This is a genomic window from Priestia megaterium (assembly GCF_046599315.1).
GTDB lineage: Bacteria > Bacillota > Bacilli > Bacillales > Bacillaceae_H > Priestia > Priestia megaterium_F.
The window spans coordinates 500038-514310 of sequence record NZ_JBKIKC010000001.1; the positions used below are offsets into that span (position 1 = coordinate 500038).

Genomic DNA, 14273 nt, shown 5'->3' on the forward strand with positions numbered 1-14273 from the left:
AAAACGCTCGCCTTCACGGGTGTTTTTTATTTTAATGTATAATTCTTATGAAAGCAGTAATAGAATTTTTTAGCTAGTTCCTTTCAGGTGGCTAGTGTTTACGTTATGCAATTGCTACCAATTAAAAAAGGTCAATTGATCTTTTTTATGAATTAATTCACTTTTAATTTGATTTTAGCTATATTTTAATATTCACTCACCATTTATGGATTATAATGGAATTACCAACATGATTATCTTTCTTTTAACTTGCTTTTCACCTAAAGCAAGTCTTTTTGTATTTATCGTTTCAAACTTTACGAAAAAACATACAGCTGATATTTTATTGTTGTATTTCATCATTATTCAACCCACTTTCTAATAAATATTGAATGAATGGGATAAAACAAGTAACAAGCTTGATTGAGTAGACTTTTCAAGAGCATAATTTGCTCATTAAATAAAAAGAAAGGATACTCTTCTATTTAGAAAAGTACCCTTAACATGATAAATTAGATTTAATTAACTTACTGTTTTTTAGAAACTAACTTAATAATATTTGTTATACCTTGCTCATTGTACCCTGTTTTTAATAACTCTATTTGATTACGTTCAGATAAATTTGTAAAAATGATTGGTGTAACAAATGATTTCGCATTTTCTTTAATGTAGTTTAGGTCTATTTTTAAAAGCTAAGTTCCTTGTGTAACCTTTTCTCCCTCTTCAATTAGACATGTAAACCCTTTCCCATTCAAGTTCACTGTTTCTAACCCTACGTGAATTAAGACTAACTCTTAGTAAATATGACCACCCTCACCGTATAAAAATCAAGCATATCTTATCCCCATACTTTCTCCTTGCCTACTGCAGTAAGAGTTCTTTTTTACATACGTTCCTAGATAGGTCATTATGTTAACTAAAGATGTATACGATACACGGCTTAAAAACAGAAAAACCACTGAGCTTAATCAGTGGTTTTTCTGTTTATTGAAAGGTAGTCAAGTGATGATTCATCTATCTTGAGTAGTTTGCTCTAAATATTACATAATATGTATTAATTTTCAGAGAAACATCATGCTACAATTAATTTGCACACACGTTATCTTGCATTAAGGACACTTTTCTCAATAGAAAGCTGCCCTTTCTTATACGTTTACGGACAAGCTATTTAAATCAATTATAATATGTTAAAGTAATTATTAAAATGCCACCCATTGTTTGCAGGATAGGTGGATTTTTAATATAAAATGCGGGCTTTTTTATACATTCTCTTTTCTTTTAACTATCCAAAGAATGAGTCATATCAATGATTTATAAAAACCTCATAATCTAAAAAAGAATCCTTGGCAAAAGTTTACTGCTCCAAGAATTCTTTTACTTAATCGGTTCCTTTAAGAGTGATTCCTTAAACTTACTTAATTGTATGGTTTAGTACCGTCTTTGTCTTGATTGAGCTCGTTATTGGATTTCTTTATTATTTGATTTAATTCCCCTGTGTCCCCTTTTGCATTGATGATTTCAAATATTTGATTTAATCCCTCGCTCGTTTGATCATCATGATCTCTCATCATCTAACCTCCTTATAAGATTACTACTATCATTTTCCACTTTATCAAGAATTATGTTTCTGATTTGATAATATCAAGACAGAGTTCATTTCACTGTCTAACATAAGTTATTATGGTCATATTCAAAGTCCCAGGAAATAAACGCTCTTATTACCTATGAAGACATACCCTACACGAAATTAGTTTGCGTAAAACATCTTACAGCTAACAAAAAAATACAAACCTGTTGGTCTCCAACGAGTTTATGCTCCTTCTCTTCCGTTAGTTATGCTTTTCTAAATACTAAAAGATAGATATTAATAAAAATAGCTAATATACACGTATGAAACAAAAATCCTAATTTAAAAAAATTAGGATTTTTGTTCTACCGCTAACGGTGATTATGATAAGTAATTTTATTATCAGTATATATGCCGTGATACTGGTTATTTAATTAATCCTAATTTTGCTGCTACGCTATAACCTGATGAGCCGAATTTAAATCGATTACGAAGTTCAATAAGATTTGGACCAAAGCTTGACTCTAGTATATCTCGATGTTTTTTCATCATTTCATAGATATACAAGTCATGAATGATAACTTCCGTAATTGGCATAACTAATCCAGGATGCATCGTCCAGGCAGCACGGCTATCTTCACCAAGTGATAATATACCTGCAACTACTTCTCGATCATCAGCACTCAGAACAATCCATCGTCCCCCATATTCATTGGTTATTTCTTCGCTTGCATCATGCTGGTGAACCTGCGCAAAATCCAATACTAAATCTCCATAAGAAACAATTAAAATTTCTACGCCTCTTTTGGCTGCTGCTTGTAATTCTTCTTTTAATTCCTGAGCATCTTCTGACCATATTTCCAATAGGATACGCCCTGTAGCTTCTTTTATAGCTTCCTTCGTACGATTTAGTATAGGTTCATAACCTGTAATGTTCCATATATTTTCTCTGTTTAAGGATACATAAGAATATTTTTCGAGAGCTTCCCCAGCTACTTCAAAAGAAGATTCAGCTTTACGTTTTTTCAAATTGATTAATTCATTAGGAGGTAACGGTGTATATAGAGCTGGATTTTCATGACTGACCATAACTTCTCCGCGATCTACTAGACCTCCTAATACTTCATAAATTTTAGACCTTGGAACTCCAGAGTTTAAGGAGATAGCATATCCTGAAAGAGGCGACTTTTCCAATAAAGTTAAATATGCTTTTGCCTCATATTCAGTAAAATTTACATCTTTCAAAATTTTTATTATATCGAGTGTCATGGTTATTCCTCCTTAATAATACGGGGATAGAGTCAATGTTTTTAAACTAAGTATACCATTACTATACTTGACAATTTGAATTAAAAATTATAATTTAATTTTAGTTGCTACAAAAGTAGCTACTATATAATTTTTAATACTGCCTGGAGGTGTAATAATGGATACAATGATGGCGAAACAACAAGAAAGGTTAAAGGCAAAGAGGATTAGAAGAGGAAATAATTTATACATAAGCGCTTCCATAATAGCCGTCCTTTTATGGAGTACATCTTTTGTTGGGACAAAAATAGCCTACACCTCTTTTCCACCACTTACATTAGGTGCAGCTCGCTTTGTTATAGCTGCTGTTATTTTAGGATTTATTCTCTTAATCAAGAAAGATAAAATAAAGCCTTCATTCAAAGATATAGGGTTAATGTCTATAAGTGGTGTACTAGGTACTACCCTTTACTTTTCTCTGGAGAACATAGGAGTTCAACTAACAACAGCATCTAATGCCGCTATTATTGTAGCGTCGTATCCTGCTATAACGGTTTTAATGGAATTTCTCTTTTTTAGAAAAAAAACATCATGGGTAAAGGCCATAGGAATTGGAGTAGCGATGATAGGTGTATATCAAATATCCTATAGTCCTGAAACTCAGGCAGATGATAAACAATTGATTGGTAATATTATATTAATTGTGGCAGGTTTTATTTTTGCTCTCTATAACTTCACAACTCGTAAAGTTGTCAAAAAATATTCCATGATTACTATCTCTTTTTATCAAACTTTGGCAGGAGCTATTACGTTTATTCCATTAGCCCTTATAGAGAAGTCAAGTTGGCAAACACCAGATATAAGATCATTTCTAACCTTATTGTACCTAGGCGTTTTCTGTTCGGTTATCGCTTTTTTATTATATAATTTTGGATTACGCAAATTATCTTCTAGTTCTGCTATGACTTTAATGAATCTTGTTCCTATTTTTGGTGTATTATTTTCTGTTCTGCTACTTAATGAAGTAGTTGGCATAAACCAATTTATTGGTGGAGTCATTGTCCTTTTGGGTGTAGTTTTAAGTATGAGGGAAACGAGTGAAAAGCCGGTTTCAGAAAATAAGTAAAAAGTATAAACCTAAAAAAAAGTCCTCAGTCAAAGTAGGGCTTTTTTATTTCTGATAATATAATAAGAGTTATGGTAACTCAAAAAGCCGAAAACTCACTGACCTAGTCATTGAGTTTCCGGCGATAAATGCTTCTGTTTTGTTTATCGTTTTACCCTTTCTACTAATTGCAAGAGTTCATCATTGGGTCCGTAGAATAAGGTCATACGTCCACCTTCTAGGATTTAGATATACCGGCAATTTCTACTCAACACTATTTCGATTTTCTTTCTGAAAAAAATGGATGTGTTTTTTCGATTGAGGAAAGTCTTATTATTTCAGAGTGCATGGATCAAGTTCTTGTCAGAGCAAAAGAGGGTAATATTAACGAACATTTTATCTCTATGAACATTCATAAAATTATGTACGAGTTAAATGAAATTTCAAATGATGCCACAGATATTCACGAAAAAATCATTATTAAAACAATCTCATATATTGAACGTCGTTTTCAGATGGATATTAATTTAAAAGAGTTAGCAAAACAGGTTAACTTAACACCCTTCCATTTTTCACGTTTATTTAAAAAATATACCGGATATTCCCCGTATGAATATATAATTAATTTCCGAATAAATCATGCAAAAAAACTGCTTCAGAATACAAAGCTTTCGATCAAGGAGATGTCTATTGAATCAGGATTCAATACCGATACTCACTTTATGACAACATTTAAAAAACACATAAACTTAACACCCAAACAATTCAGAGAAATTCAATTTTAGAAAAAACTCCATTTTGCTAGGAGTTGTACTCACTATGTACGCAAAAGATTCCTGATTAAGCACCAGAAACTTTTCTTTTTTTATACATAAGTTATCAAGAGCTTGAACAAACTAAAAAAGACGCTGTGATAGAGTCATTTACGACTACAATTCAACGAATAGGAGAAGACCATCTCATTTGATTGGGAAGAGATGGTCTTTTTCTATTTTTAAACTGTATATAATATATAAATTTAGTTAGTGTACTCACAATTATTAGAAATAAGACAACAAATACACTTAACATGAATAAAGCACGAAAACTTGATCAAACTATTGAATAAATGGAGAGGTGTTCATTCTCAATTTCTCATTGTGTACTATAAGCAACCCATGAAAAGAGCTTCCCTTAGGCAGACCGGGGAAGTTTTTCTCTTTATATGATATATTTCATACATTTTTAATCGTCACGATTAACGTTACTAGAAATCTTATTAGCAAGAATACAGCACTTTTTTATAATGAACGTAGTCTCTTCATAATAAATAATAAAAATTTTATTGATCTCAAACGGTCGAGAATCAACAAGGAACTATATTGAATTAGCTGTAAGATAGTAAAGGATTATACCTTTTGTAAATTAGATTAGACTTAACTAAAAAGTACTCATTAACTGATTTTGGAGTGAGAAATAATGACTTTTACTGAAACAAACACTAATCACTATTTGTATTATGAAGAGTATGGACAAGGCTCCCCTGTCATCTTTATTCATCCCCCTGGACTTGGATATAAAGTATTCCAATATCAACACGAGTTATCCAAACATATGAGAGTCATCTTTCCAGATTTAAGTGGGCATGGAAGAAGCTCAAAATCTAAACAGCCTGTATCAATTTCTTTTTATGCAAACGAATTAGTACGTTTTATGGATTCGCTGCATCTAGACAAGGTGATTATATGTGGCTACTCTGCTGGTTGTCTAATTGCTCAAGAGCTAGCTATTCACTACCCCCATCGAATTGAATTATTAATACTTTCAGGAGCTTATCCTATAGTAAGAGATGTACCTGGACGGCTATTACATAAAATAGGAATGTATATGGTAAAAGAACATCCAAATATATTAATAACAAGCCTTGCTATAAGTCATACTCAAGACAAAACATTAAGAAAGAATCTAGTTAGTTACATGAGGAAATCAGACCCGGAATCCTGGTATCAGTATTATAATCACTCATTACACTATAACTGTGTAGACAAGCTTCATCGCTTAACGATGCCTTTATTGTTTATATATGGTGGAAAAAAGGATTGGACTACTCACTATATGAAAGAGTATAAAAATAAGTGTAAGCATGCTGAATTCTTTGTTTTACCAAATCAAGGTCACCAACTGCCTACCAAACAGTGGACTCAGTTTAATGAGTTAATTACAGGATTTGTCTTAAATAGATCTCATTTATAAAACAAAGCGAAAAAACCCTTTCTTTAAGTGGATTTTTTTAACTATTATGAAATACATAACAAACAGAAAAGACTACTGAGCTTAATCAGCGGTTCTTCTGTTTGTTGAAAGGTAGTTGTAAAATGATGGTTCGTTCATCTAGAGTAGTTTGCTCAAATGATAATAAATTAGAAAGCCTACTGATACGGAATGAATCAGTAGGCTTTCTTTTAGCGTATTGTCAACTTGAAGCAATGAGGATTAGAAAGTCTCTTTATACTTTACTCTTATAATCGAAAATAAAAAATGAAATATAACTGTTTTTTATAAAATGTATTTTGGTTTTGATAAAACATTTACCTTAAATGTGCTAGATTTCCTCTTATATATTAATATAAATAGGTTTTCTTTAATATGTATGGAAAGTGACTATCTTATTAAAGGAGGAAAACAATGAATAGTAGCTATACTCAAAATGCAATTTTTGAACATACATTTTGGATTCAAATTTTGAAAGACCATTCCCAATTTATCTTAGATGCCTTGGCAGAAAAAGAGCAAGAGGAAATACAGGCGGCTAAAACTTTCATCCAAACTTTTAATAGTTTATTAGAAAAAGTTAAAGCAGACCATAATAACCTAGAAAGCATTACAATGAAAGCTAAAGCTCAAACAATAGCACTCAAAGAATTTAAACTATCCTTATTAAAAAAGCACTTAACAACTGACTTTACGATTCATCTTACACCTACTTTTCTAAACCATATGGTCAATGAGCTGGATGAGTATTTATTAATTCTTAGCTATTTAGAACAACAACAAATTCCACCCATCTTTCATGAGCTTCACCATCATTTATTATGGACATTAGATGCTGCGGGACATGCTGGAGCTATTTCCGATAGTCTTGATGCAGTAGAAAAGCAACTAAAACAAAAGAGTATGCAATTTTCTACCCATTTTGAACATTTTTATCTGAAGGCTGTAGAATTAACTGGTTATTTAAGAACGAACCTTGAATCCTTTCCAGCATTAAAAAAAATGAACAAAGACGTTAAGTTAGAAATAGAGTTATTTCAAGTATTTCTTCATGAGATCGAAGAATTAGAACTATCAAACGAGATGCTTAGTACATTTTCTGCTTTAATGGCCGATCATATGATGAGGGAAGAATGCTACTATTTAACTAAGTTAGCGCAATCAACGAATACCGCAAAACCATCGTGTGACCCTACGTCATCTCATTATAAATAGGTGCCAATTTTACCCTTTATATTTGTGAACGATTTAAACGGAGAAATATATCTGATTTTATAAGAAAAGCTATCCTTTTGATTATTTTACAAAAAGGATAGCTTTGACAAGCTTGAGCACTATTAATTCTTCTTCATTCGGTGAAGATTCGAAATATCAAGCTTCTAGCACTATAAAATGAACCAGTCTTACATTATAATTACTTCTTTTATATTAATGAGTGGTATTGTTATTTGGCATTTGCGGTTGACCTTGAGCAGGTGCAAATGCATTTACCATTTGCTGCATATCTTGTTGCGCAAGCTGTGGTACTTGGTAATAATGATGTTTGTTTTGATAGAGAGAAATTTCATACGCCATCTCAATGCAATTTGGAACAGAATCAGCTAACACACGGCGTACAACAGGATTGGTTATTTCAAGAGCCGCCATCGTTTTCATAGGTGCTGATGCTTTTACGGCACCGAGCATAAGGCTAGAAATACACTCATCTGTCATTTCTGACGCAGATTGGAATGGTTTCTTAGGCTGAGAAGGCTTAAGTCCATATACAAAGTCATTACCTTGGTTCATTTTATAACTCTGTGTAGGTGTTGAAGGGTCTTGCCCTGTTTTGAAGCATTCTACAGTTGTATTATATTCCTGTTGCATAAATTGAAATTGGCGATTCAGGATATCCTTTAATTCTGGATCTTTTACGTGTGGGCTTAATAATGTGTATGTGTTTAATGTATCGATTGCTCCTGTTAGTACTTCTTGTACATCAAACACCTCATGTCCTCCGTGATTCATTTGGGGAGGGATATTTCCCGTATGCATATTTTGATGTGTTTGACCTGATTGATTTTCCATCATTTAAAATTCCTCCTGCTTGTACTAGATTATATATCGTCATTAGTTTGTATAAAGGAAGGAACTTTATTCATATTTCTAACCTATGATGATGAAGATGCAGCAAAAAAGCCCTCGAAATAAATTTCAAGGGCTTAATATATGGAGTGAGAAATACCTTATAACATATTATCCTCTATTGAGTAAGATATTTCTATAAGAAAAAAATGTATATAATCTTTGTTATCGTAACTAAGGTGGTTTTATCAGGATATCAAAAGAAACTTTTTTATTCTTTCTCGTTTCTTGGCACAGCGTTAGAAACCATAGAAATGTCCCCAGTATAATACTTGTGCGGATAAGGATCAGAAGGCTTATTAGGCTTTGTTACAAACTCTTTCTCAGATTTACCTAATTCAGTTTCATCTGTATTGTTCTCTAATACCTGTTCTAAATCATTTGATTGATTATTACCCATATAAAATTCCTCCTTTTAATTAAACAATGCTCATTAAGGATAAGTTTTTTAACAACCTAGATATAAATGTTATTTTTGTTTTATACTTTCCTGTGCCTTTTCTTCATTTAGTATATATTTCAAATCAATATTTATTACTTTTTTAAAATTGTGAACGATTTATTTGTACCTGTAAAGCATATTATGGTAACTAAAGGTGGATAAGATATACATCTTTAAAACATAAAAACCACTGGGCTTAATCAGTGATTTTTATGTTTATTGAAAGGTATTCGCAAAATGATGGTTCATCCATCTTGAATAGTTTTCTCAGGAAATAAAACTAATATGTATTAACCCCTCTTCTACCTAGCGTTCGAACTATTCCCTGTAAATCTGAGGAAATTAACTTTAGTTTTGTTAGTAACTGATCACTCTGTGCAAATTTCAGCATTTGGGAAAGAATGATTATATTGACTAGGTTGACAGATCATATACATTTAGAAAAACAGTATAACAAATAAAAACCTTTTAGCAGAAATAAATAAGAAACATTACTTTATGTTCCAAAGAATAAAATTAGTATATCTCAATGATTAAGTAATAAGGGGAAAGCATAGATATGTTAGAAGAATTAATTCTTATTTTGTCTATTTTATTCATAGGGAGCTTTATTCAAGGAGCAAGTGGATTCGGTTTTGGATTATTCTCAATGGGTTTTTTACCTCTTTTTCTGACTTTAAAAGACAGTACACTATTAGTTTTAGCCTTGACCATTGTGATTTCGCTTACGATTTTATTTCGTTTTTTAAAATTAATTAATTGGATAAATATAACTATTATTTTAATAGGAGCTTTGACTGGTCGTGTATGTTCATTTTATTTTCTAAATACATATGGAGATATGGACTGGGTAAAAAAAATACTTGGTTTCATTCTTATTGCAATGGTTATTTATCTGCTAACTACAAAAGAGAAAACAACTCCATCACCTCTTTATAAAAAAGTTCCTTTCACCGTATTTATCGGTTTAATAGGTGGTTTTATTGGAGGAGTATTTGCGGTTGGGGGACCGTTTTTTACTTTTTATTTTCTAATGCGTTATAAAGAAAAAAATGAATACAATGCAAATCTCCAAGCTTCTTTTATCATTACAAACGGTTTTACCTTAACTTTGCATGGAATAAACGGAGATTATAATCCTTCTTTTGGGTTCTATTTACTCCCTAGCCTATTTGTTATATTGATTGGGACTAAATTAGGACTTCGATGGTTCGAGCATCTGCCACGTACACTTATTAAAAAGTTAGTATGTATTATTATCCTGATTTCTGGAGTACTTTTGCTGATTAACACATAAAGAAGTGAAAGATATAAAAAAATATAAACCAATAAGAGAGTGATGATTAAAAAGCACCTAAAAAGACTGGTTAGGTGCTTCTTTACATATTCCTAGAAAATCCATTACGTAAACTTACTTATAATAAATTACGCTTAATCTATAACTATATAATAATATTTTTTTCCTCATTTTACATATTAATGTTGTGCACATTCTTAGTTATATGTTCTTTCCTAGAGCAAAAAGGCTCTTCTAGCCTAGATAAATAGGTCATGAAGAGCTTTTCATTATTTAGATTTATTTTCCTATAGGTGCTTCTAAATCATCTATATAAGCTATGGAATAATACGTGAATGACCTGATATATTTAACGTAGCAAAAAGCCACTTATATAATGACAAGTGGCTTTTGTACCGTGCGTGTTTTAGTTATTATATTGTTAGGACTAAGATATTTATACAGTACTAATTTCTATTTCCTCAATACTTGGAAGTGCTTCAATTGCGCCTATTTTTGTACACACAAGCGCTCCAATCCGATTTGCAAATGTGATAATATCGAGTAACTGATTAAAATCTTTTTCAATGAATTTGATATCATGTATATTCGATAATTTGAATAAAGTTGCACCTACAAAAGCATCCCCTGCCCCTGTAGAGTCAATTGACATAACAGGAATACTTTTTACTAGTTTCTTTTTGCTACTGTTAGATATTAATGTTCCTCTTTTCCCAAGCGTAACCGCTACAATTCTAGCTCCAATGTGATGAAGAATATCAACACCTAACTCATGATTCTTAGTGCCTGTGATAATCTCTAATTCCTCCTCACTTACTTTCACAAAATCACTTAAAGAAATAGCCTTCTTAGCCATTGAAATGAAATCAACCAATCTTTCCTTCCATAAATCCCTTCGATAATTAGGGTCAAAAGAAATAAATTTTCCTTTTTCTCTAGCACTAGATATAAGGCTTAAATAAGTTTCACGGAATGGAGAAGTTAACATAGCCGTGGCTGAACCAAAATGAAGGATTTTAGCTTTATTTATTTCATTTAGGTCAATGTCATCCATTGTCATTAAAGCGTCAGCTCCCCTATGAAACACAAAGTCTCGCTCACCATTTTCTTGCAGTGACACAAAGGCTAGAGTAGTTGCTGTTTTCTCATCCCAAGCAAGCATAGAAGTATCTACGTTTAATGAATTTAAGGTTACTTCTAAAAAGTAACCGAATGGGTCCCTGCCTACTTTACCACTAAATGATGCATTCCCTCCTAGTTTTGCTATGGTTGCGCATACATTTGCTGGTGCTCCGCCGGCACTTTTTAAAAATTGGCGTCCTTCTATTAAATTAGAATCAATATCGCTACAAAAGAAATCAATTAATAATTCTCCTATACAAACAACTGGAGCATTTTCCCTTATATTATTTTGCACTTATATCACACTCATTTACTTAATTTTAAAATTGAATTAACTACTTAGATTTTTTCTCTAAATCCAAAATCATTTTCTTGTATGTTTTTTCAGTTAAAGGATAAAAGCATATTATTAATACAGAAAGTAAAATGAAAATCCCTGGTACTAACGCATTCATATTTTTAATAGCATTTAGGGAAGTTACGGTTTGTTCTGCATTAGCTACATAACCTGCTATACCCAAATAGATGGCTGAAAATGATCCAGCAAGTGCAACTCCCAACTTATTAGTAAAACTCATTAAGGAAATAACAACGCCATCTGCTCGAACTCCAGTTTTCCATTCAGCATAATCTACACAATCGGCAACCATTCCCCAAGCTAGGGTGTTTAATGGGGTTGTAAAAAATCCTGAAGCAAACAGCCAAAATAAAATCAAAGTAACTGAATCAAAAGAAGTAAATTGGAGTCCTACATATGAAATAAGAGATACGCTAGCTGATACAATCATTACACTCTTTCTACCCCATTTATCAGAGAATAAAGGAATAAATAAGTTACTGATTAGTGCAGCTCCAAAAAATAAAACAGTGCCCCAAAATACTAACTCTTTTTGGTGAACATTGTAAGTAAAATAGTAAACCATTGTACTAAGTTTAATATTAAAACCGATAGCAAATGCCAAGAAAGCTGAAACTAATACTAGTAGTGGCTTGTTTTTAAACAAAACAGATAAAGTTACTTTAAGTCCGTATTTTTTACTCTTTTTAGGAACAATACGCTCTCGTACCGTAAAGAAGCTAAATAGATTTAAAATTATACTTACAACAGCATAGACTAGCGCAGTCATTTGGAATCCAAATTCTTGATTTCCTCCTCCAAGAGCTGTCACAAGAGGTGTTGCGCATGAAATGGAGAGGAGTATTCCTACATAAACCAATATCATACGAGTAGTAGTTAAAACCGTACGTTCCTGAACATTATTGGTAATCCGCCCTGTTAAGCTATTAACTGGAATCGTTTGCATACTAAAAGTCATCCCCAGTAAGATGTAGGTAATGTACATATATATAACATTGCCCGTTGACCCTAAGTTAGGGTTAGTAAAACAAAGAATAGTGAATAGAGCAAAAGGAAGTGAAACCCATAATAAGTATGGTCTTGCTTTTCCCCAACGGGTATTAGTTTTATCTAAAATAATACCCATTATAGGATCGCAAATAGCATCCAGAACTCGTACCACTAAAAACAAGGTCGCAACAACTGCAGGATGGATGCCTCCAACATCAGTGTAATAGAAAAGTAGATAGGCATTAACAAATTGAAAAACAATATTATATGACATATCTCCCGATCCATATCCAAACCGTTCTAACCAGGACAACCTAGTAGTAGAACTAGATTTGTCTTTATTTTCAATCTCTAATATTTGTGATTGTTCTGCGTTTAACATAGGTAATACCCCCAGAATGCGTTTTCAAAAATATGTTAAGAAAGACAGTAGAAAGTCCGTATTATCAACATTAATCTTAAAGAAAAAAACAGATGCGGTTTAGTTGCAATTGTTTTATTTTAAATCCGCATCTGAAAATTAAAGGTTCAAGAATCCCGTTATAAATACCAACTAGAACCTAGCTTTCAAGTCTAATGTTTTTTATTCGTTTGGATACACTATAACTTTTAAACATTCGTTTTTAAAATTCAGTGCTCTCTCCATCGCTTCACGTGTGTCAGCTAACGCATATTTATCTGTTACAAGATGTTTTGTATCAATTGCCCCAGAAGCAAGAAACTTAATTCCCTTTGGATAAGTGTTGGCATAACGGAAAATACCATATATATCAACCTCATTATCAGCAATAAATGGTATATCGAGTGCAATGTCACTTTGAGGAGGCAAACCTACAATTGCTAATTTTCCACCACGACGAAGTGAAGCTAATGAAGATTGTAATGCTTTTGGGTTTCCTGCTGTCTCCCACGCAATGTCAACGCCTATGTTATCAGTGATATTTTTAATTTCATTAAGAGGATCTTGCTCTCTAATATTAATAACATGAGTTGCCCCCATTTGTTTAGCTGCCTCAAGGCGTAGTGGTTCTAAGTCTGTTGCTATTATTGTACTTGCTCCAAATGCTTTCGCTGCGGCCACTGCCATTAGACCTACCGGGCCCATTCCCATAATAGCAATTGTTGACCCCGGCTGAAGTTTTGTTCTCGTCGCTGCGTGAATGCCAACTGAAAAAGGTTCTATTAAGGCAGCATCTTCATAGGAGAGGGAATCTGGGATTGAAAAGACAAAATCCTGACGCATTTTTATATATTGAACAAAAGCACCATCTACCGGCGGTGTTGCTAAAAATTGCACATCAGGACAAAGGTTATATCGTCCTTCCTTGCATGCTTCACAATGTCCACAGGTTACTCCTGGTTCAACAGCTACACGGTCCCCTACTTTAAATCTTTCAACAGATGATCCAACGGCTACAACCTCACCTGAGCACTCGTGTCCAAGGATAAATGGTTTCTCTACTTTGTATTTACCAATTCTACCGTGGGTATAATAATGTAAATCTGATCCACAAATTCCTACAGCCCTTACTTTAATTAAAACTTCATTATAATCAATTTGTGGTACAGGCAATGTTTCAATACTAATTTCTCTTATGCTATGCATGACAGCTGCTTTCATAGTTTTAGGTAAGTTGTTATTCATCAATAATTTTCCTTTCTTTAATAGAATTTCTATATAAATTCACAGCGTAAAAACTAATATGAATTTATTTTCAACTCATAAATCTCTAATTTACTTGACTGTACCTTAAACATATTTCTATTATTATGTAAGTGCATACATTTTCA

13 protein-coding genes are annotated in these 14273 nt (G+C 32.5%); 5 read left to right on the plus strand and 8 right to left on the minus strand.

Annotated features, from left to right (window positions below):
- Window positions 1-671: 671 nt before the first annotated feature.
- The 3 genes from ACLHDF_RS02800 to ACLHDF_RS02810 form a co-directional block, all read right to left on the minus strand.
- Window positions 672-761: a PTS glucose transporter subunit IIA gene (locus tag ACLHDF_RS02800; protein ID WP_413918249.1), complete on the minus strand. Its 90-nt coding sequence runs from the start codon at window positions 759-761 to the stop codon at window positions 672-674.
- A 633-nt stretch (window positions 762-1394) separates the two neighbouring features.
- On the minus strand, window positions 1395-1547 hold the full coding sequence (locus ACLHDF_RS02805; RefSeq protein WP_413917506.1) for a hypothetical protein: 153 nt from the start codon (window positions 1545-1547) through the stop codon (window positions 1395-1397).
- A 425-nt stretch (window positions 1548-1972) separates the two neighbouring features.
- Window positions 1973-2815 carry a TrmB family transcriptional regulator gene (locus ACLHDF_RS02810; RefSeq protein ID WP_413917507.1) on the minus strand — a complete coding sequence of 281 codons (843 nt, stop codon included), beginning with the start codon at window positions 2813-2815 and terminating at the stop codon, window positions 1973-1975.
- Window positions 2816-2972: 157 nt separating this feature from the next.
- On the opposite strand from ACLHDF_RS02810, the gene ACLHDF_RS02815 reads away from it, so the two are divergent.
- The 4 genes from ACLHDF_RS02815 to ACLHDF_RS02830 all read left to right on the plus strand — a co-directional run bounded on the left by ACLHDF_RS02815 (window position 2973) and on the right by ACLHDF_RS02830 (window position 7364).
- The gene (locus tag ACLHDF_RS02815; protein ID WP_413917508.1) at window positions 2973-3920 is read left to right on the plus strand and encodes a DMT family transporter; all 948 of its coding nucleotides are present in this window, start codon (window positions 2973-2975) and stop codon (window positions 3918-3920) included.
- A gap of 326 nt (window positions 3921-4246) precedes the next feature.
- On the plus strand, window positions 4247-4684 hold the full coding sequence (locus tag ACLHDF_RS02820; RefSeq protein ID WP_413917509.1) for a helix-turn-helix transcriptional regulator: 438 nt from the start codon (window positions 4247-4249) through the stop codon (window positions 4682-4684).
- Between the two features lie 673 nt (window positions 4685-5357).
- Window positions 5358-6131, plus strand: a complete 774-nt coding sequence (locus tag ACLHDF_RS02825; protein WP_413917510.1) for an alpha/beta fold hydrolase — start codon at window positions 5358-5360, stop codon at window positions 6129-6131.
- Between the two features lie 432 nt (window positions 6132-6563).
- Window positions 6564-7364 (plus strand): DUF2935 domain-containing protein, encoded by an 801-nt coding sequence (locus ACLHDF_RS02830; RefSeq protein WP_413917511.1) that lies wholly within the window; start codon window positions 6564-6566, stop codon window positions 7362-7364.
- 213 nt (window positions 7365-7577) lie between these two features.
- On the opposite strand, the gene ACLHDF_RS02835 is transcribed toward ACLHDF_RS02830, so the two are convergent.
- On the minus strand, window positions 7578-8216 hold the full coding sequence (locus ACLHDF_RS02835) for a spore coat protein (protein WP_413918250.1): 639 nt from the start codon (window positions 8214-8216) through the stop codon (window positions 7578-7580).
- Between the two features lie 268 nt (window positions 8217-8484).
- Window positions 8485-8673 (minus strand): hypothetical protein, encoded by a 189-nt coding sequence (locus ACLHDF_RS02840; protein WP_413917512.1) that lies wholly within the window; start codon window positions 8671-8673, stop codon window positions 8485-8487.
- 601 nt (window positions 8674-9274) lie between these two features.
- On the opposite strand from ACLHDF_RS02840, the gene ACLHDF_RS02845 reads away from it, so the two are divergent.
- Window positions 9275-10012, plus strand: coding sequence for a sulfite exporter TauE/SafE family protein (locus ACLHDF_RS02845; RefSeq protein WP_413917513.1), 738 nt, complete (start codon window positions 9275-9277; stop codon window positions 10010-10012).
- Between the two features lie 436 nt (window positions 10013-10448).
- On the opposite strand, the gene ACLHDF_RS02850 is transcribed toward ACLHDF_RS02845, so the two are convergent.
- From ACLHDF_RS02850 to ACLHDF_RS02860, 3 genes are all read right to left on the minus strand, one after another.
- Window positions 10449-11429 carry a carbohydrate kinase family protein gene (locus tag ACLHDF_RS02850; RefSeq protein WP_413917514.1) on the minus strand — a complete coding sequence of 327 codons (981 nt, stop codon included), beginning with the start codon at window positions 11427-11429 and terminating at the stop codon, window positions 10449-10451.
- A gap of 40 nt (window positions 11430-11469) precedes the next feature.
- A complete protein-coding gene (locus ACLHDF_RS02855) occupies window positions 11470-12864 on the minus strand; it encodes an MFS transporter (protein ID WP_413917515.1) in 1395 nt (464 codons plus the stop codon).
- Between the two features lie 201 nt (window positions 12865-13065).
- Complete coding sequence (locus ACLHDF_RS02860; protein ID WP_413917516.1) at window positions 13066-14127, minus strand: NAD(P)-dependent alcohol dehydrogenase; 1062 nt, start codon at window positions 14125-14127, stop codon at window positions 13066-13068.
- Window positions 14128-14273 lie beyond the last annotated feature (146 nt).